Annotated in this window: 14 protein-coding genes; 3 read left to right on the top strand and 11 right to left on the bottom strand. The window is 48.9% G+C overall.

From position 1 onward, the window contains the following. Positions 1 to 250: 250 nt before the first annotated feature. From EV209_RS11450 to EV209_RS11430, 5 genes are all read right to left on the bottom strand, one after another. On the bottom strand, positions 251 to 1,453 hold the full coding sequence (locus EV209_RS11450; protein ID WP_165388913.1) for a SurA N-terminal domain-containing protein: 1,203 nt from the start codon (positions 1,451 to 1,453) through the stop codon (positions 251 to 253). A 99-nt stretch (positions 1,454 to 1,552) separates the two neighbouring features. Beyond that, complete coding sequence (locus EV209_RS11445) at positions 1,553 to 2,956, bottom strand: DUF6612 family protein (RefSeq protein WP_130435595.1); 1,404 nt, start codon at positions 2,954 to 2,956, stop codon at positions 1,553 to 1,555. Positions 2,957 to 2,995: 39 nt separating this feature from the next. After that, positions 2,996 to 6,526, bottom strand: a complete 3,531-nt coding sequence (gene mfd / locus EV209_RS11440; RefSeq protein WP_130435629.1) for a transcription-repair coupling factor — start codon at positions 6,524 to 6,526, stop codon at positions 2,996 to 2,998. Between the two features lie 7 nt (positions 6,527 to 6,533). Beyond that, complete coding sequence (gene pth / locus EV209_RS11435) at positions 6,534 to 7,106, bottom strand: aminoacyl-tRNA hydrolase (RefSeq protein ID WP_130435594.1); 573 nt, start codon at positions 7,104 to 7,106, stop codon at positions 6,534 to 6,536. A 198-nt stretch (positions 7,107 to 7,304) separates the two neighbouring features. After that, entirely contained in the window at positions 7,305 to 13,238 is a 5,934-nt protein-coding gene (locus EV209_RS11430) for a S8 family serine peptidase (protein WP_165388912.1), read from the bottom strand. A gap of 282 nt (positions 13,239 to 13,520) precedes the next feature. On the opposite strand from EV209_RS11430, the gene EV209_RS11425 reads away from it, so the two are divergent. Further along, entirely contained in the window at positions 13,521 to 14,612 is a 1,092-nt protein-coding gene (locus EV209_RS11425) for an ArsR/SmtB family transcription factor (protein WP_130435592.1), read from the top strand. Positions 14,613 to 14,695: 83 nt separating this feature from the next. Here EV209_RS11425 and EV209_RS11420 read toward each other — a convergent pair whose 3' ends face one another. The 5 genes from EV209_RS11420 to EV209_RS11400 all read right to left on the bottom strand — a co-directional run bounded on the left by EV209_RS11420 (position 14,696) and on the right by EV209_RS11400 (position 20,577). Then, positions 14,696 to 16,159 (bottom strand): polysaccharide deacetylase family protein, encoded by a 1,464-nt coding sequence (locus EV209_RS11420; RefSeq protein ID WP_130435591.1) that lies wholly within the window; start codon positions 16,157 to 16,159, stop codon positions 14,696 to 14,698. Positions 16,160 to 16,194: 35 nt separating this feature from the next. Further along, a complete protein-coding gene (locus tag EV209_RS11415; protein ID WP_130435590.1) occupies positions 16,195 to 17,649 on the bottom strand; it encodes a polysaccharide deacetylase family protein in 1,455 nt (484 codons plus the stop codon). Positions 17,650 to 17,873: 224 nt separating this feature from the next. Further along, positions 17,874 to 18,161 carry a septation regulator SpoVG gene (spoVG, locus tag EV209_RS11410; RefSeq protein WP_130435589.1) on the bottom strand — a complete coding sequence of 96 codons (288 nt, stop codon included), beginning with the start codon at positions 18,159 to 18,161 and terminating at the stop codon, positions 17,874 to 17,876. A gap of 23 nt (positions 18,162 to 18,184) precedes the next feature. Beyond that, positions 18,185 to 19,306 carry a glucose-1-phosphate adenylyltransferase subunit GlgD gene (gene glgD / locus EV209_RS11405; RefSeq protein WP_130435588.1) on the bottom strand — a complete coding sequence of 374 codons (1,122 nt, stop codon included), beginning with the start codon at positions 19,304 to 19,306 and terminating at the stop codon, positions 18,185 to 18,187. Next, a complete protein-coding gene (locus EV209_RS11400; protein WP_130435587.1) occupies positions 19,303 to 20,577 on the bottom strand; it encodes a glucose-1-phosphate adenylyltransferase in 1,275 nt (424 codons plus the stop codon). The genes glgD and EV209_RS11400 overlap by 4 nt, the downstream gene beginning before the upstream one ends. Before the next feature lie 343 nt (positions 20,578 to 20,920). Between EV209_RS11400 and murC the strand changes: the two genes are divergently transcribed. Next, positions 20,921 to 22,312, top strand: coding sequence for a UDP-N-acetylmuramate--L-alanine ligase (gene murC / locus EV209_RS11395; RefSeq protein ID WP_130435586.1), 1,392 nt, complete (start codon positions 20,921 to 20,923; stop codon positions 22,310 to 22,312). Here murC and EV209_RS11390 read toward each other — a convergent pair. After that, complete coding sequence (locus EV209_RS11390; RefSeq protein ID WP_165388911.1) at positions 22,298 to 22,504, bottom strand: hypothetical protein; 207 nt, start codon at positions 22,502 to 22,504, stop codon at positions 22,298 to 22,300. The genes murC and EV209_RS11390 overlap by 15 nt on opposite strands. Positions 22,505 to 22,601: 97 nt before the next feature. Between EV209_RS11390 and EV209_RS11385 the strand changes: the two genes are divergently transcribed. Next, positions 22,602 to 23,666 carry a DnaD domain protein gene (locus tag EV209_RS11385; RefSeq protein ID WP_130435584.1) on the top strand — a complete coding sequence of 355 codons (1,065 nt, stop codon included), beginning with the start codon at positions 22,602 to 22,604 and terminating at the stop codon, positions 23,664 to 23,666. The last annotated feature ends 12 nt before the right edge of the window (positions 23,667 to 23,678 follow it).

Genomic DNA, 23,678 nt, shown 5'->3' with positions numbered 1-23,678 from the left:
CTTATCCAAAAGGAACTTTTTACGAAATAATTATATCAAATCAGGAGATTTTTTCAATATAAAATCCACAAATAAAATATCATTTCTTCCTTTCCTTTTATATACTTCTCATAAATTTTTAGAATATAATTTTCCAATACCCCAATGTTTTAAATATACTTTAATCCATTACCAAATAAATGCCAACTCAAAAAAGGACAGCAGTAAAGAATAAATCTTGCTGCTGTCCTTTCATTCCTAATTTAATTTGTTACTTGGCTGCAGTTGCAGTTTCTGAGGTGCTTTCCCCAGTGCCTGCCTCAGTTGTCTCTGCTGCGGCAGTAGTCTGGGTTTCAGAGCTGCTCTCTGTTGTGGAATCCGCAGTGGTCTCGGGGGCTTCATATACAGAATTGCCCAGAATGGCCATACTGTTCCAGATATCATATTCTACTTTAATTTCCGGACCGTCCGCAGTCAGCTCTTTATACTTCGTGACAAACAGTTCCGATTTACGGTTGTTAATTTCGTCTTTGATCGCCTGCTGCTTTCCGTCCTCATCATCATCTGTTTCACAGTAGATGACATACCAGCCCTTGCCTTCCAGATAAAGCTTCTTATACTCCCCGGATTTCATTTCAAAAATCGCGGCATACAGGTCATTTCCCTCTGTTGCAGTTTCTCCAATGGAACGGTCCAGAACCTTGCTCAGACGGGTATCGTATTTGTCTTTATGAGCTTCATAAACCTTATCCACGTCCCCTTCCGCCGCTTTCAGCTGTTCCAGAAGTTCGTCTGCGTCTGCTTCGTCAGCGGAGCCGTCGTCTTTCGCTCCTTCGGTGGAATCCTCGGCTGCTGCGGTAGTAGCGGCCGCAGTGGACCCGGTTTCATCTGTCGCGTTCTTCAAATAGAGATAATCCGCCTTTACATGCCTGAACTCTGCTTCGTCCACCTCGGTGTCTACGTCCTCTACCAGTTTTTCATAAACACGCACCGCCAAAGCGTTGTTGGTATATACCCGTTCCGCCAGCTCTTTCGTAAAGCCTGCGGCTGTCAGGAACTTCTCTTCCAGCTTTTCATCCTCTGCGATTCTGGTCTGAATCTTTTCTTTATCCGCATCGCTGAGGGAAACGCCCAGTTCTTCCGCCTTAGCGTTTAATACATATTCCTGAACCAGCTCTGTCATCACCGCTGTCCTGAGGTACTGTTCCATGGTGGTGGAATCATCCGCCGCCTGCTTCCAAAACATCTCAATATCATAGCCAAACGAACTGTAGACATTCTCCAGCCCATATTGCTGCCCGCGCAGCATATAATTCGCTTCATCCAGGTAGATCTTCTGATCGCCCACTGTCGCTACCACTGTTGTGGCATATTTCTCGGGATCAATATGTTTCGTGCCGCACCCTGCCAACACGCCTGCCGCCAGGCATCCTGCCACCGCTGCCGCGGCCGTCTTTTTCCATCTGTTTCTCATGATAACCTCCAAATTGTACTGCATACTTGTCCATTATAGTATATTTCTGATGATCCCGCAAGAATTTTATAAGAAAGACACAATTTTTTCACTGTTGCCTTATGCAATTCCGCCATTCCCATCATCCCCCACAAAGCAGGAGAGCAGGCGGCCGATCATTTCTTCATCTACCATGGATACCGGGCCTTCCGCAGAGTATTCGGTTATATTGCAAACCATGGCATATCCGTCTTCCGTCACGAACCATGCCTGCCAGTCCCGATAATACGTATCTTCCATAAATCTGTAGGAAAGAGAAATATATTTAATCTCTTTTCCATCAGCCGCAAATGCCTTCACATCTTCATAAACGATATCGCTGTAGTCTTCGTCTTCCCCATAGTACTCCTGGTCTTCTTTGAAGTAATCAATGATGTCCTGCTCGGAATTATATTCTGACAGCTTCTCGGCCGAATAGGCTGCGGAATAAAACCCGTTGTCTGTATCGGCGCTGAAATAGGCTGTATATTCGCTGGTATAGTCGTTATGTTCCATTCCCTCCGGACACTTCACAGAAAATTTCCTGCTGTCATCGTAATCCTGAATTGTATAAACGCCGTCTGCGGATTCTGCCGGCTCTGTTTCATCTGTATTCCCGGCATTGGGTTTTCCAAAGGAATTTCCTCCGGAGGTATTATTGGATTCCTTCGCCTCATCCAGAGCTTCCTTGGGGATCTGGATGGAATCCACAGTATTGTACTCGTCATAATTAATTGTAAAGGACATTCCGTCCAAAGAAGCTTCCGCACCCTGCACGTCCATCTGGATTCCCATTCCTTCTTTGATTTCCATGGAGATTGACGCGGGCAATTTAGTATCTTTGAATATCTTAAATGTGCAGTCCACCTTCAGCTTCGAATAGTCTATCCCCTTCATCTGCTCCATAGCATCCCCAAGCAGCTTTTCTGCCGCAGCTATGGCGTTGCCGTCAACGGTGCTCTTAATCACATAGACCTCTTTCCCGTTGACCTCTTCCGTCCCTTTCTGCAGCTTAAAATCACCGGCTTCCTCTATATAGGCGGAAAAATCCATAACATCCAGACTGTCCGCCGCGTTTTCATCCATCTCGCTTTCCTGCACAGTCCACTGGTCGGCTGCTTTCACATAAGTGGTCAGCTTTTTGCCGTCTTCACTCAGCGCCATATACAACTCCATATCCGCGCTGATGTTCATCAGACTCATGGTCATTTTTCCCTTCATGTGCATCTGAGCAGGATCATTGACCGCTTCTATGTCCATATCCATTCCCAGATCCAGGCTCACAGAAATCCCGCTCTGCTTGACGCCCATTTTCATGTCCATATCCATGCTGCCTTTTACCGACGAGGCCTTAGAAGCGTTTTCACTGGCTTCTTTCATCAAATCCTCCGCCTTTACGCCGCCGCACCCCGCCAGCAGCCCCACAGCCAGAAAAATCCCCGCGGCCAGTCCCAAACCTCTTCTTCTCTTCGTTCTCTTTTCCATTTTTTCCTCCTGTTCTTTGAAAAACTCTTCAGTTACTTTTTATCCTTCCAGCAGTCCTTTTATGTCAGCCACCAAGTCTTTTATGGATAACAGCATACTTTCCGCGTCAGGATTCTTATGCTGCCGGTCCAGAAATGTGAAATAGGGGTTTTCCGCCGCCGTAAATTTCAGCTGGTTCCGGTATTTTGCCAGCAGCTCCGGTATTTTTTCTCCCTGCACCCTGGCTTTTCCGTACATGATGATCCGGCACTCCTGTTTGTTTCCGGAAATCTCAGTAATACAGGCTTTATGCGCCTCTGCTTTCAGCAATGCGATCTTCAGCAGGTTTTCCACAGCCTTGGGGATATCCCCGAAGCGGTCCGTCAATTCATCCTGCATATCCATATATTCTTCTTCCGTCTCCACCGCTGCAATCCGTTTATACATATCCAGCTTCACATACTCATTCCGGATATAGGAAGAGGGTATATACGCATCCATCGGCAAATCCACCGAAGTGTCAAATTCTTCCGCCTGGACCGTTTCCCCTTTCAGGGCCAGCACTGCCTCGTTCAGCATCTTGCAGTAAAGATCATAACCCACCGCTTCCATATGGCCGTGCTGCTGGGCCCCCAGAATATTTCCGGCCCCGCGGATTTCCAGATCTCTCAGCGCAATTTTGATTCCGCTGCCCAGCTCGGTAAACTCCCTGATTGCTTCCAGCCGCTTCTGAGCTTCTTCTTTCAGCAGCTTGTTCCTCCGGTACATAATAAAGGCATAAGCCGTGCGATTGGACCGGCCCACACGGCCGCGAAGCTGATACAGCTGGGACAGGCCGAATCGGTCCGAATCATGGATGATGATCGTGTTCACATTGGAAATATCCAGTCCCGTTTCAATAATCGTTGTGGACACCAGCACATCAATTTCGCCGTTGATGAAATCCAGCATGATCTGCTCCAGCTGATGTTTCGGCATCTGGCCATGAGCAAACGCCACGTTCGCCTCCGGCACCAGTTTTGCCACCTGGTTGGTGATCTCGTCGATGTTTTTCACCTGGTTATAAACATAATATACCTGTCCCCCTCTGGCCAATTCCCTGTTTATGGCCTCCCGCACCAGCTCAGGCTGGTATTCCATCACGTATGTCTGAATCGGTACCCTCTCGCTGGGCGCTTCCTCCAGCACGCTCATATCCCGCACGCCGATCAGGCTCATGTGCAGGGTCCTGGGAATCGGGGTGGCGGTCAGTGTCAGCGCGTCCACATTTTCCCTCATCTGCTTTATTTTTTCTTTGTGGGTAACGCCGAAACGCTGTTCCTCATCCACAATCAGCAGGCCCAAATCCTTAAAGTGTACATCCTTTGACAGAATCCTGTGGGTCCCGATGAGAATATCCACAAAGCCTTTCTTTAGATCCGCCAGGGCTGCCTTAATCTGCCCCGGCGTCCGGAAACGGGAAAGCAGTTCCACCCTCACCGGGAAATCTTTCATTCTCTGGACAAAGGTGTTATAATGCTGCTGCGCCAGAATGGTGGTAGGCACTAAAAAAGCCACCTGCTTGCCTTCCTGTACGGCTTTAAATGCCGCCCGGATTGCGATTTCTGTCTTTCCGTACCCTACGTCTCCGCAGACCAGACGGTCCATGATTTTGTCACTTTCCATATCATGCTTGGCAGCCTCCACCGCCGCCAGCTGGTCATCCGTCTCTTCATAGGGGAACATTTCTTCAAATTCCTTCTGCCAGACCGTATCCGGCATATAGGCGTAACCTTTTCCGTTCTGACGGGCAGCGTACAGCTTAACCAGCTCTGCCGCAATTTCCTGGACCGCTCCCTTGACTTTAGATTTTGTGCGGCTCCATTCATTGTTCCCCAGCCGGTTCAGCTTTGGCCTTTTTGCCGTGGAATCCGCATACTTCTGAATCAGGTTGAACTGGGTGGCCGGGATATACAGGTTTCCGCCGTCCCCATATTCTATCTTCAGGTAATCCTTTACCACCCGGTCCATTTCAACCTTTTCAATTCCCCGGTAAATACCCAGGCCGTGAGTCTCATGCACCACATAATCCCCGGCCTTCAGGTCTGACAGACTCCCGATGGCCCGTCCCTGATAGGCTGCATGGCGCTTTTTCTTCTTTTTTGCTTTCCCGACAATATCGCTTTCCGTAATCACCGCAAACCGGATCGCAGGATAGGCAAATCCCCGATGAAGGTTACCGTAGGTCACCAGTATTTCTCCGGGAGTGACCGCCTTATCCGGTTCCTCCGCATAGAAGGCCCTTAACTCATAATCCCGAAGATTCTGGGCCATACGTTCCGCTCTCAGCCTGGAGGCGCAGAGCAGCACCACCCGGTACTGTTCTTTTCTCCACTGTTTCAGGTCCTGGATCAAAAGATCAAAGTTGTCCCTGTAGGAATTCATGTTCTGAACCTGGATGCTGTATCTCCGGTCAGTTTTAATAAAAGGGATTTTCTGGTCCAGGCCGGTGAGCATCACGGTAGTCGGCCGATCCAGCCGGGCCAGCACTGCTTTTGTGCTCTCCAGGATCTCCGTCTGCCCAGCCAGCAGATAGCCTTTTTCCAGCCTGTGGCTCATGCTCTCGCGGAATTCCGTCTCCACCGCGTCTCCCCGTTCCTTTAGGCGGAGCGGTTCATCCAAGCAGATCATGGTTTCCTCCGGCGGAAAGTAATCCAGGAAAGTGACAGTCTTATCAAAGAAATATCGGAGATATCCTTCCAAGCCTGACGGCAGTCCCCCGTTTTCCAGTTCTTCCAGAGTCTCCTCCGTAATCATGCGCAGCCTGTGCGCTTCTTCCGTCCGCATGGCGCTTTTCAGCGTTTTGCAGGTCTTCTCCATCTCTTCCTTGATCCGCTGCATGCCGTTTTCCAGCATCTCCGGTTCAATCACCATTTCTGTCGCGGGGTAAATCCGGACCTCAGCCAGCCGTTCGGTAGAACGCTGGCTCTCCGCATCAAAGCAGCGTACAGAATCCACCTCATCTCCCCAGAATTCCACCCGGCAGGGAGTTTCCTGGGTCAGCCCATAAATATCCAAGATACCGCCCCGGACGCAGAACTGTCCCGGTTCTTCCACCTGAACCACCCGCCGGTAACCCATCCTTACCAACTGCTCCGACAGTACAGAAAGCTCTGCTTCCTCCCCTTCCGCAATGGTCATTACATGATCTGAAACAACAGAAAGCGGAGGCAGCTCGTTCATCAGGCTGTCCATCGTAGTTATCACCACGCCGCCCCGATCTTCCAGCATTTGCCGCAGCACCTGCATCCTCTCCCGTTCCAGCTGATTATTCTGCAAGTCCGCGCTGTAAAAGATCAGGTCCTTTACAGGGTAAAGAATGGCCCGGTCAGCAAACTGCCTGTAGTCCTCGAAAATCTCTCTGGCCCGGATATCGCTGTAGGTCACCAGCAGCTGAAATTTCCATCCTCTTCCCAGTTCATTTACAAAATGCACTTTCTGGGAGTCCATGCACCCGCAGGCCTGTACCGGCCCTTTTCTCTTCAGCAGCGCCTCCTTCAGGTCCGTATAATCCTTTAATTCATCCAAAGGACTGAAAAACTGATTCGCCATCTCTGCCCTACGCTTTCTTTTTGGCATTAAAGCGGTTCATCGCCGCGTCCGCTCCATCCTCCAGCAATACTGAAACAGCCTCTGCCGCAGTTTCCTGCGCCTCACGGGCCAGGGTCCTGTCCTCTCCGTCCATTCTTCCCAGCACATAATCCGCTAAATCCATTCTGGGAGGCTTCTCTCCCACGCCAACCTTAATTCGCAGGAATACATCCGTTCCAAGATGCTGCAGAATGCTCTTGATCCCATTATGCCCGCCGGCGCTGCCTTTTGTTCTGATCCTCAGCTGCCCCGGTTCCAGGCTGATATCGTCATAAATTACAATAAGATCTTCCGGCCCCGATTTATAATAGTCCATAATCTCCCGCAGGCTTTCACCTGACAGGTTCATATAAGTCTGGGGCTTGGCCAGTATTACTTTTTCTCCCCCAATCACACCTTTTCCAATCAGAGCTTTATGTTTCCTGGCGTCCACACTGATTCCGCTCTTTTCTGATAAAATATCTATTACTTCAAATCCCATATTATGCCGCGTTCCGGCGTACGCGGCGCCGGGATTTCCAAGTCCTGCCACGATCTTCATCTCCGTATCCTCTCTGCTCCTTCTTCAGAACGCAGTCTTTCCCGGGAACGTTCTGTCCCCGGGTATCTGCTTTCTAAAAATAGTTTACTATAAGATGGTTGAAGTTACAAGGGGATATTGATCCAAATACCGAAAAGCGTCCCTCCGGCCTTACAGCCTTTAGGACGCTCTCATTATTTCTCAGTCATTGCTGACTTTTCAGGAATTCTGTTTTCTCTTTCTAAAGACTACCAAACATCCACCCATTGCTCCACAGGCCACAATCAGCAGCACCACCGGGAAAGCAACTCCTGTATCATCTCCGGTAGGAGGCGTAACAGCTTCCGTAGAGTTTTCTGTAGGATCCGTCACATCCGGTTCCGTAGGCTTGGTGGGATCTGTAGGTTTGGTGGGATCCGTAGGTTTCGTTGGATCTGTCGGCTTGGTGGGATCCGTAGGCTTGGTGGGATCCGTAGGTTTCGTTGGATCTGTCGGCTTGGTGGGATCCGTAGGCTTGGTCGGATCATCCGCTTCTTTCACTGTAAATTCTGTCTCTGCAGTTCCATCCGCAGATACGATACCCAATTTATGTTTACCCAGAGACAGCGTTTCCAGATAAGCAGCCGTCAGTTCTACCGCAGAGCCGTCCTTGCCGGTCACATAATTTGCCTGATCAATCTTCACACCGTCAACTGTCACATACTCAAAATTCTCTGCGCTGGTGCGGAACAGCAGATTTACTCCGGAGCCCTTAGTCCATGTGCTGTTCATTCCTTCCACGATCTCGGGGGCTTCCACTTTATCACCCGGCAATACATGAACACGGAAATAACTTGTCACTCTGTTATCTGTAGTCACGTTTACTTTAACATATGCATAGCCTTCAGATATTGCAGTAAGCGTGCCGTCTTCGGATACTGTCGCAACTTCAGGGTCAAAGCTGGTCCAGGTCAGCGCAGTATCCTGCTCCAGAGTGGGTTCAGGAGAGAGAGCAGCCTCCAACACTTTTGTCTCGCCTGCCTTCAGCTCCACATCATGCTCTTCCACTGTTAATGTGTCCGGTTTAACAGGCTCACATACCACAGCAAAATTAACAGAATATTTTCCATCCTTAGAAGTCGCTGTAATATAGCTGACTCCAGGTTCGGAAGGCGTATAGTTTGCAACAGTGGCCGAGATATTTCCTACTGTTTCTTCCTGCAGTATCAGTTTTCCATTGCCGTCTGTTACTTTCCAGTCAAAAGGACCATAAACTCCGTCAGGCCTCTCATAAACAGTATCGCTCAGGACCATTGGCTCAGATGCGTAAGTTCCCGTGCTGCTTTCAGCTGCGCCTGTTTCTGCAGCTTTCCCTGATTCTGATTCTGTTTCTGTCTCATTGGCAGATGTGCCGGCGGGAGTTTCCACAGCCTTAACCCCTTCCGCAACAATACGAATTTTGTTATCCGCTCCGGAAGGACAGTAGTTTATGACAAGACTGCCTGTGGCGGGATCATAGCTGTAAACATGATACCAGGAATAATTCACCATCTCTACTTCATACCCGTCAGGATAAACGGTATAGAGCTTTACAGTTTCCGGCAATGTATATCCCGGTTCGGCAATCAGTTTGCCTTCATAACTGCCTCCGACATAGAAGAAGTCCGGGCCTTCCAGTCTCACGTTCTTCAACGAATCTGTAAGCACCTCATTTATTTGATGCTTGGAATTCTGCCGGTATTTTGCGAGCAGTCTGGCCGACTCGCCCAAATTCACATAGACTGCCTGATCCTGATAGTCTAACCCGGAAATCAGTCCATCCTCGTCCCTTGAACTGTAAAGAGCATCCCAATCAATATCCATGGACCTCTCCACACCGTCCAGCGTAACCTTCAACACGCCATGCCCGCCGGGCACTTCTATCATTTCAGATGTTTCAAGCGTCAGATACACAAAACCTGATAATCCATCCCCTGTATTCTGACCTACTGTAATCAGACCCGCGCCGTATTCCTCGGCAAACTCATCATCTTCATACGTCGCCCATCTGACAGTCTCAATTTTCGCATTCGCAGGCTGCAGATTCTGAACTTTAACAACCAGCTGGCCATTTGACTTCAAACCGCTGAATTTGTCCATAGACAAGTCGAAGCTTTCCACCCGTCCGGGAGTTTCTTCCACTGCAACCACACAAACTGCGGAGGCTGATCCATTAGAAACCGTGATCAGTGTCTGGCCAGGCTTCTTTGCCACTACTTTACCAAATTCATCAACAGTAGCTACCTCCGGATCGCTGGAAGTTCTCGTCAGCGTATGGTTCTCCATACCGGTATTGTCATTAACGCTCAGTTCAAATACATCGCCGGGGTGCAGCAGCGCCGACGTCTGGGAAAGAACGATTCCCTCTGTGGCATCCACCTTTACAGCATAGCTCCGGTCATTTGCGCCATAATCCCCGCAGGAGATTACAACATTTCCCGTCCAGTCAAAGTTGTAAATATTATTCTCTCCGGGATAGCTTTCTATTTTATGAACATACTCTGTTACATCCGCCTCAAAATCTACAGTCTTTGTTCCGCCGTCATAGACAACATTGCTGTAAAAAGCATTGCTGTAGTCCACTCCGGATTCGCTGTAACTCGGATCGCCGTAACCTTCTGCATATGAGCGGAGTACTATAGGCGCAATTTGAACAGACGCGATTGAACCGTCGGCATCCTCTACAGTTCCCTTTATATAAATACGCCCATCCTTCTCATACAGGCTGACCGCATTGTTTTTCAGTTTCGGCGCCACAGTATCCACTACAATCGGGAATTCGATTACATCACCCGTCATATCCATAGCATGCCCATTGAAAGTAGGCGTATATTTTCCTGAAAGCACTGATTCAAAATCAGTAACCTCACGGCCCGCTTCCTCATCAAAAACGTTCTGCCCGTAATCACCGTCCCCATATGCAGTAACGGAATATATACACTTGGTCCCGCTGGGCAGCACATTTCCTTCCATATCTGTTCCGTCCCAGGGAGGAACGGTGCCGTACAGGCTGAAGGGGAATACAAAACCATAGTTTGCATTATAAACTGTACGGAATGCATAACCCGCGCCATCTTTCATGTAGATCTCGCCGGTTTCCGCATCCTTTACCTCTACCACCAGCAGACGGGCATCTCTCAGCTGATACAGAATATAATCATCAACATAATCCAGATAACCGTCTCCATTGGGTGAAATGGTTATGTTATCCTTATTGTAAGACATAACCGTCTCAGTACTGAACATGTTCTGTCCCAGATCGATATAGCCCACCACTTCATTTCCATTGCGCAGTGTACTGCCGATCAGGCTGACTCCCCAGGAGGTCTCGTTATTCTGTACGTTTTCTCCGTCTTCAGGCTCATCAAACCATACGGCGCTGTCAAAAATAGGCGCTTTTGTCCAGTCTCCATAGAAAGAGAGCAGAGGCAGGCCCAGCTGTGCATTTCCGCTGCCCGTGTTATCCTTAAGGATTACAAATCCTTCAACGAAAGTTCCGTTTTCAAAAAGGCTGTTCAGCTCCGCTTTCTCCGTATCAGTCAGGGCAACTGTTGTCCTGAAGTCAGAAGTGCTGTTGGGCGCAGCGGTTACCGTCCCTACAGGAATAGTGCGGATCACTTTATCAGAATGCAGAATCGCAGCCCTGTCTTCACCCTTTAGATTCTGTGTCGTTCCGGTCAAAGGGCGCATTAATACAACTTCAGCATCATAAGATACCTGCTGGCCGGAAATATTATTCAGCGTAAACGCCACATCATATTTCCCGCTCTTTGCCGGATCATCTCCCAGCTCCAGCTTACCCACTGTCTGTCCGTCCACTGTAATATAGGCAGGCGTCTCCACTGTCGCAGCGGCATTTACCAGACCTGCTCCCTGTGACCTGGGGGAATAGTATACGCCGTTCTTATCTTTCTGAGGCAGCGCTGTGCTCACCAGTATCTGGCTGATCACGTCATTCAGCTCAGACGAAGGCAGAGAAGCAAATGCCGCCTCTTTCAGCACGCGCTGGCGCAGCAGCGCGCCGATTCCTGTCATATGGGGCGCAGCCATGGAGGTTCCGCTCATCATTTTATAGCTGCCCACATAGCCTTCATTTTCTGTATTAATTCTATCCAATACAGTGGACCAGATATTTCCGCCGGGCGCTGTGATTTCCGGCTTCAGCTCCAGGCCGGGACCCGCTCCCCATGTGCTGAATTCAGACATCTCTCCTGCGGTAGGATTTTCTATAAACATATCCTCTTTCGCAACCTGAATCGCCACTTGCTGGCCTGACTGCAGGGCTTTTGCCATTTCAGCACCGGATTTGCCGGAAATAAACGCAGAATCAAGACTGGTATTTTCCACTCCCATATTGATTAATTCTGTGCCTTCCGGGTCCTCATCGTATACAATAACAGCCAATACTCCATAACGCTCTCCCCGGGAATTCAGGCCGGAGTATCTCATTGCGTTATTAATTTTATCAACAAAGGAAATCTCACCCCCGCGCTTAACCAGCGCAATAGCGTCCTTACCTCCATTATATCCATTATTAAAACCAGCGGCAGCGTAATCCTCCGGCGTGCCGTATCCGTCCACCAGACAAACCGGATACTCTTTATCAGAGAAGTCAGCCTTCATTGCCACAGACCAAGGATCCTGGAAAGCTACTTTTATTTCTGCGCCGCTGCCATCCTTCCATGTAAAATAGGAATAACCCGCCACCTGATTATCAATAGAAGCGACGCTCAGGTTTGTATCATAGATGGCCGGAGAAGACATCATAGTAGTGTCCGGATTTTTAGCCAGGCTTTCTCCGCCATAATTGTTGCTCTGGGAGGAATACGCGGAATTGCCGGCGGAAGTCATCATCACGATGCCTGCTTTCTCCACACGGGCATACAAATCATGCTGCGCTGTATCGTCCTCTGCAAATCCATTGTCAGAACCAAGGCTCAGGTTAATCACATCAGCCCCCAGCCTGACCGAGTCTTCCAGCGCATTGATAATACTGGCTTCCTGCGCTCCGCCACCTGCGTCAGGAAAAATCTTCATCGCCAGAATCTGGGCGTCCGGCGCAACACCAGAAAATTTTACAACGCCTTCCTCTGTAGCTGCATATCCTGCAACAGTCCCGGCCACATGTGTTCCATGGTCGCTGTCTCCTGGAAGGACATGCAGATCAACATCCGCATAGTCGCAGGCATACGGCACTTTGCGGTTCTTATACAAGGCATTATTAGAGTAAACAATTTTACCTCCATCTGCCTTGGTAGTGGAAACCAGCTGATTGTCTTCCAGGAAAGCCTCCAGACTTTCGTCAGTATACCGAAGCTCCCAGCCGGAATTTGCATCAGCAGGATCCCCGCTCTTAAAGGAATTATCATCAAAAGCCTCGTGCACACGCACTACTTCACTGCCGTCATAGGACATCTTAATATCCAGGCCGCTGTCCAAAACAGCTACCAGCATACCCTTGCCTGTATAGCCTTCTTTCCAGACCTTTTCAATCCCAACCATATCGTAGCTGTAAGTATGTATGGGCTTTCCTTCTGTTACAGCAGCTTTTTCAATCGGTTCAGGGTTGTCATATACATGGCCTATATAAGCTCTTTTTACACCGTCGAGCCGTCTGACCTCTTCAAGTTTCCCATAAGGAATCTCTGCCGCAAATCCATTTAATACAACCGACCACTGAGCAGTCACGTTTAAGCCGGCCGCTGATCTTGTTCTAGGATTTGCCGTCAGTGCTGACATCTGAGAAATCACAGCCTGCTGATTGCTGACAATCTCCCGGGAAAATTGCTGGGCCTCCGGGGTTCCCAAAAACTTTGAAACTGCCTCGCCTGCTGATGTATCGGAATCTAATGCGGCATAAGCGCTGATCCCGTAATAGTCCATAACAGGTGCTTCTTCCAGCTCCACAATTACTGTTACAATCTCATCTTCCTCATACTGCGGAGCCTGAGGGCGGCCTTCGGACGTAAAGTCCTTCTGATCCAGGCGCGACGTTCCCTCCATTTCTTCGGCCGCAACCACTCTCTCCCGGCTCTCTTCCTCCTGATTTACATCCGCGTATGAAACCGTCGGTATCAGGCCGATCACAAGAGCAGCCGCAAGGAAGATTGAGAAATAGCGCTTCATGTTCTTCATAATTCTTTCTCCTCTCCTTTTTAGAAGTAATCCATAATCCCTCAGTGTAACATGTTCATCTAACATTAGTACCATGTACACTTATACTTTTTACTATATCCATTTCTGCTTTTTTTGTCAAGATATTTTATCACATTAAATCACTAATTTCCTCAAAATCCTGGGTTTTTAAGGAATCTGATATTCCGCCGCGCTTGTACTGTGTTTGACAAGCAATAAAAAGTGTGGCATACTCAATATACTTTTGATATTTACTATCATTACTACAAAGGAGCATTTACTGTGATAAATTATAATGATGAGCCCAACCTGCTGCTGGAAGCCCTGGCCTATCTTGGACGCCGCGCCTCCGGCAGCACCTGGAACCATATGGAAGAGCGTATCCGCTACCGCCATATAAAAATGAATTCTGCTTTTCAGGAGCAGTTTTCCAGGCTCAAAACTTTCACAAAAAAAGTGGATAAGCAACTGGCTCTGGATGAAAAAGACTTTTCCCCTTTATTCAGTAATCTGGACGGACTGCCCGCTAATACAGTCGGGTCTGCCTCTATCGCATTTACTCTGTTTTACACCGCTCTGGAACATTTTGACGGAGACTTTGAGGCGATTGTTGAATCCCTTAAGGCAAATCCGCCTGATGAAATCGCCCGCGGAATTGCTTTGGTACTGGATTTCACAGATGATTCCTCCGGTCAGGAGCCGCTGACAGCTTCGAAATTTATGCAGCTCGTCCTGGCCCAGTCCCTTCCTGACAGCACAAAAGTCTCAATTCTGGACACTTATAACCAATATACTTCTTTAATAGATGAAGCTGCTTTTTTTCTGAAACCCGTCATCCGGATTTTGAGCCAGGAATATGAAAGCTTGAAACGCCTTGTCAGCTTTTTCACAAAGGATTTATCCTCTCTGGGTTATCCGGAATTTCTTGCGCAGATGTCCCATCTGAAGTTCGATGCTGATGCCTCCTACCTTCTGCGTCCTTTTGTATTTGGTATGGATACGAATATTGGTTCAGACATTGTTCCTCAAACGCTGTGCCTGTACTGCGGTATTTTGCGGCGGGATCTTTCACACATGCTCAGTGAAAGCCTCCCTTCTGCAGAAGACGTCTATAATGTATATCATGTCCTGGGAGACAAGACTCGTTTTGATATCCTCTGCTACCTGCGGGGGCGCAAAGCATACGGTCAGGAATTGTCCAATTATTTCAATCTTTCCCGCAACACCATTCACCACCACATGAATAAACTGGTAAACAGCAATATGGTGCAATGCACGATGGAAGGCAACAGAGTATATTATTTCCTGAACCAGGATGCCCTTCATTCCATGGTTCACAGACAGTATGAATTATTCTGTGATGAACAGGATTAACCCTCCTGTTCTGATTCGTGTACAAAAAGAAGGGCCCCGCCGTATAGGAGGGCCCTTCCTGTTTTCAATTCATCTTGTTATCTTTACCCCGGCACCACCGGTGTGGGGCGCTTCTTATCAAAGACTTCCCTTGCGTCGAACAAATCGGAAAGACGGTCTTTATAATTGGGATAAGCAGAATCACCATTCAGCGCGCACACTGCCTCCCAAAGCCGGTAGCCGTCCAGGTTCCTGCGGCCCTGCTTAAAGACATTTCCGCTGATCTGTACCCAGCTGGGCGAAGCGTCCACTGTACAGAAATACCGGAAGCCTGCCTGTTTCAGGTAATTGATTTTTTGATTATCTTCCGGATATTCCTTCCAGCTTCCGGTGGGATCGGCCCCCTTGGGGTACAGGATCACATCTGTATCCCCTACAATAGGCTGCACCTCCGCTTCCCAGAGATCCGTATCAGCCTGAAACGATTCCAGGGACATTTCAAACATATCCAAATGGTTAAAGCTGTGGCTGGCAAAAGTCCATCCCAGCTCTTTCAGACGGTCCGCCACCTGTTTTGCCTTCACTTTATCCTCTTCAATATTGGGGTTAAGCTGCCATTTCGTCTTGTCCGCCGCCCGGTTCGGACCGTTTTCAGAATCCGAGGTTCGGTAGCCCAAAACACCGTTATATCCTGTCAGCGCAATAATTCCTCTGGCGCCCCGGTAGGAAAAGTCCGGGTGCTCTTTCAGAAAATCTTCCGTCATGGGAATCATATCATAGGAACCATAGGACACATTTCCTGCAGCGTCCTTATATTCATTCACCACATTGTTGTTTTCATCCAATACCAGCTTTGCGGCGAATCCGTCCCCCTCCATGTACTCATAATAGCTCACATCATCCTGGGACAGCACAAACGCCTTTTTCCCCGGCGGCAGGTAGATCTCTCCCTGAACCATCTTCTCATTTCCGTTTTCGTCTGTTTCAATATGGGCCAGGTCATGGATATCCACCATCACATATCCCGCGTCATACATTTTCTGCATGATCGCCGCGTATTCCTCCATGGTGGTCATCACATAATTGTAATTTGCCGCTTCCTGGGCTCCGCTGTGCTGAGGGTCCAGCGCCAGAGAAGTATCTACAATAAGCGTGTGATAAAAAACATGGGTCACCTTTGTTACGTCCACTTTCGTATAAGTAGCTTTCGCCTCCTGATATTTTTTCACTGCGTCCGTCATTTCAGGCACAGCCTCATATCCGGCAAAGGATTTGATTTTTTCTACAGCTGCGTCGGGATCGTACTGGGCAAAAAGCAATTCTGCTTCCGCCAGAATCTCCTCCGCCTCATTTGCTGCGGTAGTGGTACCGGCAGTCTCTTCTGTTGAATTCTCCGCCCCCTGTTCTGTCGTTCCGGCAGGCGCTGCGGCAGGCTGCTTTTTACCGTCCAGCAGCAGCTTCACGCAGACGCCGATCAGCGCCAGGCATACGACAAAAAGGGAAATAACGATAATGCGGTTGCGGATCACCTTTCTTCTGCGGCTCCTGTAACCACCTCTGTATGTCATTGCCTTCCTCCTCTGTATCCTATTTCAGTCATTGGTCAGCCGTGCGTAATCGGGGTAGGGCGCACAGCGTCAAACACTTCTCTTGCATCGAACAGATCCGACAGGCGGTCTGTATAATTCGTATCTCCATTCAGCGCCGCAACAGCCTCCCACAGCCGGTAGCCATCCAGATTTCTGCGGCCCTGCTTGAAGACATTGCCGGAAATCTGCACCCAATACTGGTTGGAGTCAACTGTGCAGAAGTAACGGAATCCTGCCTGCTTCAAATAATTGATTCTGGCGTTCGACTCATCATAAGGCCTCCAGGTCCCCGTTGGGTCTTCCCCAAAGGGATACAGGATCACATCGGTTTCCCCGATCAGAGGCTCTACCTCTTTCTCCCAAAGATCTGTATCCGCGGTGAAGCTGGCGTCGCTGCAGCCGTGCATGTGAAGATGGTTGAAGCTGTGGCTGGCAAAAGTCCATCCCAGCTCTTTCAGACGGTCCGCCACCTGCTTGGCCGTCACCTTATCCGCTTCTATATTGGGATTCAAAGTCCATTTGGTCTTTTCCGGCGCGCGGTTCGGGCCGTTCTCGGAATCCGAGGTACGGTAACCCAGAATACCGTTATAGCCGGTCAGCGCGATAATCCCCCTGGCCCCCCGGTAGGAGAAATCAGGATGCTCCTTTACAAAATCCTCTGTCATAGGGATCATGTCATAGGAACCGTATACCACCGTACCGTCGGCTTTCTTATACTCATTTACCACATTATTGTTTTCATCTATAACTAGCTTAGAGGCGAAACCGTCTCCGTCCATATATTCATAATAGCTCACATCATCCTGAGACAGCACAAATGCTTTCTTTCCGGGCGGCAGATAAATTTCTCCGGCCACCATTTTTTCATTCCCGTTGGCGTCTGTTTCAATATGGCCCAGTTCATGAATATCCACCATCACATAACCTGCATCATACATTTTCTGCATGATTTTCGCATATTCCTCCATGGTGGTCATTGCGTCATTATAATCCTTCCAGTTGTCCGGATTCTTCTCGGGGCTTAACGCAATGGATGAATCTGCGATCAGAGTATGATAAAAAACATGGGTCACCTTGGTCACATCCACCTTCACATAGGTGGACTTGGCCTCAGTATATGTATTGATCGCCGCAACCATCTCAGGAACAGACGCATAGCCGGCATAAGATTTGATCTTCTCCACTGCGGCGTCCGGATCATACTGCGCGAAAAGCAGCTCCGCCTCTTTCATGATCTGCTTCTCTTCAGCCGCCGCCTCTGTCGTCTCTGTCGCGGCGCTCTCCGTCTGGGATTCCACAACCTGTCCGGTATTTTGTACCGGCCCGCTGGCAGGCGTCCCCCTTCCATCCAGAATCAGTTTGATACAAACTCCGATCAGCGCAACGCTGACCACAAGCAGGGAAATCACAATGATACGGTTGCGTATCACCCGCCTTCTGCGGCGTTTGTAACGGCTTTGATACACCATCTTGCACCCTCCATTTCTCGACAAAACCTTGCATATAGCTCTTTCATTTTACACTATATGTCCGAGAAAGGCAACTTATATCTTGAAATGAAAATAAAGAAGTCCGCCCGTGAAATTCTCCGCCTGCGGCGTGCCTCCTTCAGCACCATAACCCTTACACAGCAAAAAGCCGCGGCAAAGCCTTTCATGCTCTGCCGCAGCCCTCTTTTTACACCGACCGCACCTTATACAAACAGCCAGCCTTCCGTCTCAATTTCCTGCGCTACTTCCTGATATTTGGTCAGCACTGTCTCCTGAATCATCTCCCGGGTTTCCGATTTGATCGGATGGGCAATATCATGAAATTCCCCATCCAGGGCCCGTCGGCTGGGCATCGCGATAAAAAGCCCTTTATCGCCCTCCAGCACCTTGATGTCGTGCACCACAAATTCATTGTCCAGCGTGATGGATACCAGCGCCCGCATCTTGCCTTCTCTGGAAATTTTCCTGACCCTTACGTCCGTTATTTCCATCAGGTCCCCCTCCCTTACATTATCTACAGAACGTAGCGGTCGTTCTTCTCAATCACTATTTTAATATTCCCCGGTTCGCCAACATGATTGGTGTTCGCGCGGATCGTGTCCCTGCTTTCCACAATACAGTTTTCTATGTATGTATTGTCTCCGATATAGATGTCATTGAGGATAATCGAATTTTTAACCACACAGTTATTTCCGATATATGCCTTCTTGAACAGGACTGAATTTTCCACCTGGCCGTTGATGATGCATCCGCTGGAAACCAGGCTGTTGCGCACCAGCGCCCCGGGATTGTACTTAGCCGGAGGATTGTCGTCAACCTTAGAGTAAACGTCCGGATACTGTTTAAAGAAATAGTCCCTTACCTCAGGTTTCAGGAAATCCATGTTCGTCTTAAAGTAAGCGTCCACAGTGGAAATGTTGCTCCAATAGCCCTCCATCCTGTACGCATAAATCCTCTTCAAATTCTTATACCGGATGAGGATGTCATTGACAAAATCATATCTGTCTTCCTGGGCGCAGCGCTCCACCAATTCAATGAGCTGCCTGCGGCGGATAATGTAAATCCCTGTCGATGCCAGGGACGAGGTCGCAACCATAGGTTTTTCTTCAAACTCAATAATGCGTCCGTCGTCATTGGTCTTGATCAGGCCGAACCGCTCCAGGTTTTCACTCTGGGCCATTTCTTTGCAGACCACAGTGATATCCGCTTTCTTTTCAATATGGTATTCCAGAACCTTGTTATAATCCAGTTTATAAACGCCGTCGCCTGCCGCGATCACCACATAAGGCTCATGGCTGCTTTTCAGGAAATTCAGGTTCTGGTACAGCGCATCCGCGGTTCCCATATACCAGTTGCTGTTTTCCGCAGTAATGGTAGGGGTGAACACAAACAGCCCTCCCTGTTTACGGCCGAAATCCCACCACTTGGAGGAACTCAGATGCTCGTTCAGGGAACGGGAATTATACTGTGTAAAAACCGCAACTTTCTGAATGTGTGAATTGGACATATTGCTCAGCGCGAAATCTATGCTTCTGTAACTGCCGGCCACGGGCATTGCGGCAATGGCTCTCTTGTGAGACAGCTCGCGCATCCGTTTATTGTTCCCGCCCGCTAAAATTATTCCGATTGCTCTCATCTTGTCCCACCTGCCTTAATGATGTATTCACCGCTGGCCAGATGCCCTTCCGGATAATCCTCCGCTTCTGTCAGGCCAGCAATCGCCGTATTTTTGCCAATTATTACGCCGCCCGGAATCGACGAATTCTCACCGATGGTCACCAGGTCAAACGAATATACCTTGGGGTTCAGTTTACTGGGGGCGTATTCTCCAACGCCGATCTGTGAGCCAGTTCCTACCTTCACATTCTCCGCAATAATCGCTTTATTCACGCGGGTTCCTTCTCCAATCACACATCCCTGCATGATAATGGAATCACGGATCTCTGCGCCCTTCTCAATCACGACCCCGGAACCGATCACAGAATTGTACACATTGCCGTATACCTCCGTGCCTTCGCCAATGATACACCGTTCCACATGGGAATCGGCGGAAATATACTGCGGCGGAAGAATATCGCTCTTCGTATAAATACGCCAGAATTCTTCATATAAATTAAACACAGGAATGATATCAATCAGCTCCATATTCGCTTCCCAATAGGAGGCCAGCGTTCCCACATCCTTCCAGTATCCGTTGTATTCGTATGCAAATACCCGGTCTCCTCTGCCATGACAATATGGGATGATATGCTTACCGAAATCACAGCCCGGCTCGTCCTTCATCCGGATCAGGGCTTCTCTCAGCACGGGCCAGGAAAATATGTAGATCCCCATGGAAGCCAGATTGCTCCTGGGTTTTTCCGGCTTCTCCTCAAATTCTGTAATCCTGTTCTTTTCATCTGTAATCACCACGCCAAAACGGCTTGCCTCTTCTATCGGGACAGGCATTGCGGCAATCGTGATATCCGCGTTATTGGACTTGTGGAAATCCAGCATCACCTCATAATCCATTTTATAAATGTGATCGCCGGACAAAATCAGCACATAGTCCGGATTGTAGTTATCAATATATTCAATATTCTGGTAAATCGCATTGGCAGTACCTGTATACCATTCGCTGTTCCCGCTCTTCTCATATGGAGGAAGCACCGTCACGCCTCCGATGTTGCGGTCCAGGTCCCACGGGATACCGATCCCGATATGGGTATTCAGACGGAGCGGCTGATACTGGGTCAATACGCCCACCGTATCCACCCCCGAATTAATACAATTGCTCAATGGAAAATCAATAATACGGTACTTACCTCCAAAAGCAACCGCCGGCTTCGCCACATGGGAAGTTAATACCCCCAGACGGCTGCCCTGTCCTCCTGCCAACAACATGGCAATCATTTCTTTCTTAATCACATTATCACCCCTCGCTGTGTTTTTCAGTAAAATATTATGTCTTATTTCACGTAAATTCATTATAGCATATCATTTTGAAAAAGTGAATATTTTAAACAAAAAAAATTCGTAGAAAAGGCTATTTTTGTCATTCTTTCCAATTTTCATTGTCTGATTCATGGTCTCTCCCTTCCTTTCTGTCATTTTTACAGCAAAATGAACAATTTTTCTCTCCTCTTCCCGAAGCTTCCTCCTCTCTGAAATCCTTATTTATCTCCCGCGCCCTCTCTGAACAATTTTTTCTTTCCTTTTAAACTGAATAATGCTATACTATAGGAAATAAATTAATCACAGAGGTAATCCTATGTACGAGATAAACTTTCATCAGCCGATTCACATCCATTTTATCGGAATCGGCGGGATCAGCATGAGCGGATTGGCAGAGATACTCCTGAAAGAGGGGTTCCGCATCTCCGGTTCCGACTCCCATGAGTCTCCACTGACACGGCATCTGGCTTCATTAGGCACTACTGTATTCTATGGCCACAGAAGGACAAATATTACTGCTTGTCCTCCCCAGGCTGTAGTTTATACCGCGGCCGTCAAACAGGATAATCCCGAACTGGCCGCCGCAGAAGAGGCCGGCATTCCGGTGCTGACCCGCGCCGAGCTGCTGGGCCAGCTGATGCGCAATTACCAGACTGCCATAGGAATAGCCGGGACTCACGGTAAAACCACAACTACTTCTATGGTTACTCAGATCCTGCTGGCAGACCACGCCGATCCCACAATCTCTGTAGGAGGAATTTTGCCGTCTATCGGAGGAAATATACGTGTAGGCGCCAGCGAACTGTTTGTGACAGAAGCCTGCGAGTATACCAACAGTTTTCTGTCTTTCCATCCGTCTATGGAAGTTATCTTAAATATAGAAGCTGATCATCTGGATTTTTTTAAAGATATTGACGATATCAGGGCTTCATTTCGCCGTTACGCCCAGCTTCTTCCTCCCGGCGGCCTTTTGGTAATCAGCAGCGCGATCCGTGATTTGAAGGAAATCACCCAGGGGCTCGCCTGCCCAATTGTCACATTTGGAGTGGACGGAGGGGATTATACCGCAGGCAATATCACCTATGACCATCTGGGCTGCGCCGGGTTTGATGTGATCTGCCGGGAAAGCGGCGAAGCGCAGAATCTGGGCCGTGTTCAGCTGTCCGTACCCGGGATGCACAACATCGGGAATTCTCTGGCAGCCATTGCTCTCTGCGCCCATCTGGATATTCCCTTTGAAACCATCGCTAAAGGTCTGAAGGAATTTACCGGGACAGAACGCAGGTTTGAAAAGAAAGGCGAGATCGGGGGGATCACCATTGTAGATGACTACGCCCACCATCCTCAGGAAATTACCGCTACCATTAAGGCGGCAGGCCATTACCCCCATCAAAGACTGTGGGTGGTATTCCAGCCCCATACCTACTCCAGAACAAAACTCCTGCTGGACGATTTCGCCGAAGCCCTTTCTCTGGCGGATGAAGTAGTTCTGGCAGACATCTATCCCGCCCGCGAGACCGACACTCTGGGAATTTCCTCCAGATGTCTGCAGGAAAAACTGATGGCTATGGGAACGCCCGTTCACTATTTTCCTTCTTTCGATGAGATTGAAAAATTTTTATTGGAAAACTGTATGCACGGCGATTTGTTGATAACTATGGGCGCCGGAGACATTGTAAAAGTGGGAGAATCTCTACTTGGGAAATAAGTTATCCACATTATCCACATATTTATCAACAAAGTCTTGCTGATAAATATGTGGATTTCTTTTTTTCATCAGTTCACATAATTTTCTATCCCATTCCTCCCCTTTTTCCCCAAAACCTGCTGTTTTTTTCGATATCAGTAAGTTAACGGCAACCATATATCTGTTTTTTTCCACATTATCCACATTATCCACAATTCATTTGTGTAAAACCGACCATTTTTTCGCCCCCTTGAAATTGCAAAAATATGTGTTATGATATTAATACAGTAAACCATATGGGGGAATTTTTATGCCATATATCGCTCTACATAACCAAACAGACTGCGGGCTGGTCAGCATTCCGGCCCGTTTCATTGATTATTACATGGCCCCGGCTGCCGGAGAATATGTGAAGGTATATCTTTGCCTGCTCCGCTGTCTCACCGGGGGAACCTCCTGTTCTGTGGCCGGTTTGGCCGAGCAGCTCCGTCACACAGAAGGGGATGTCTTGCGCGCCCTGCACTATTGGGAAGAGCAGGGCCTGGTCCGCCTGCAGTTCGACAGCCGCCGGGAACTGACAGATGTATCCCTGCTTCCGGTGCCTTCAAAAGGCGGCGAAATACCGCTTCCACATATGCCGGCTCCTGCAAAAACCCGGGAATCCGGTGTTTCCGAACCAGCATCTGCCGGGAATAGAGAGACCGCGGCAGGGCTTTCTCCCGCTGAGCTGGCCGATCTGGGCAGCGATAATGGGTTTCAGGAGTTCCTGATGATCGCTCAGCACTATCTGGGCCGTACGCTCAAGCCTTCCGACTGCGACCGTTTCGGCTACTGGTACCAGCTGTTCGGCAGGAGTGCTGACCTTTTGGTATTTCTTGTGGAATATTGTGTGGAGAACGGGCATACCAGTCTGCACTATATGGAAAAGGTGGCGCTTAACTGGCACCAGAGCGGCGTGACCAACGTTTCTGAAGCAAAGGAATACACTGATGCCCGCAGCAGCGCCGTCCATGCGGCGATGAGCGCTTTTGGCCTGAAGGACAGGGCCCCGGGCGTGCCGGAGCAGGATTTCATCCGCCGTTGGCAAAACGTTTACGGATTTTCCTCAGAGATGATCGGACTGGCCTGCGGGAAAACGATTTCCGCCATTCATAAGCCCAGCTTTGAGTATGCGGATAAAATACTGTCCTCCTGGAAAGAACAGGGAGCCTTCACCCCGGAGGCTGCGGCAGCTCTTGATTCCAAACGGCGCGGCAGCAAAAAGCAGGCCGCGGAACCCGCAACCGGGCGCGGCGCAGCCGGCAACCGTTTTCATAATTTTGACCAGCGTCAGTACGACTATGACGCGCTGGAGGACCAGATCTATAAATATTGACTGCGAAAGGAG

Source organism: Cuneatibacter caecimuris (genome assembly GCF_004216775.1).
GTDB classification, from domain to species: domain Bacteria; phylum Bacillota; class Clostridia; order Lachnospirales; family Lachnospiraceae; genus Cuneatibacter; species Cuneatibacter caecimuris.
This window is presented reverse-complemented; position numbering and strand designations above follow the sequence as displayed.

Bases quoted from the DNA above. Each gene is read 5' to 3' on its own strand.
- EV209_RS11450 (WP_165388913.1), bottom strand. From the start codon at position 1,453: ATGAGAAACAGATGGAAAAAGACGGCCGCGGCAGCGGTGGCAGGATGC.
- EV209_RS11430 (WP_165388912.1), bottom strand. From the start codon at position 13,238: ATGAAGAACATGAAGCGCTATTTCTCAATCTTCCTTGCGGCTGCTCTT.
- EV209_RS11385 (WP_130435584.1), top strand. From the start codon at position 22,602: ATGCCATATATCGCTCTACATAACCAAACAGACTGCGGGCTGGTCAGC.
- murC (WP_130435586.1), top strand. From the start codon at position 20,921: ATGTACGAGATAAACTTTCATCAGCCGATTCACATCCATTTTATCGGA.
- mfd (WP_130435629.1), bottom strand. From the start codon at position 6,526: ATGGCGAATCAGTTTTTCAGTCCTTTGGATGAATTAAAGGATTATACG.
- pth (WP_130435594.1), bottom strand. From the start codon at position 7,106: ATGAAGATCGTGGCAGGACTTGGAAATCCCGGCGCCGCGTACGCCGGA.
- EV209_RS11420 (WP_130435591.1), bottom strand. From the start codon at position 16,159: ATGACATACAGAGGTGGTTACAGGAGCCGCAGAAGAAAGGTGATCCGC.
- spoVG (WP_130435589.1), bottom strand. From the start codon at position 18,161: ATGGAAATAACGGACGTAAGGGTCAGGAAAATTTCCAGAGAAGGCAAG.
- EV209_RS11415 (WP_130435590.1), bottom strand. From the start codon at position 17,649: ATGGTGTATCAAAGCCGTTACAAACGCCGCAGAAGGCGGGTGATACGC.
- EV209_RS11445 (WP_130435595.1), bottom strand. From the start codon at position 2,956: ATGGAAAAGAGAACGAAGAGAAGAAGAGGTTTGGGACTGGCCGCGGGG.
- glgD (WP_130435588.1), bottom strand. From the start codon at position 19,306: ATGAGAGCAATCGGAATAATTTTAGCGGGCGGGAACAATAAACGGATG.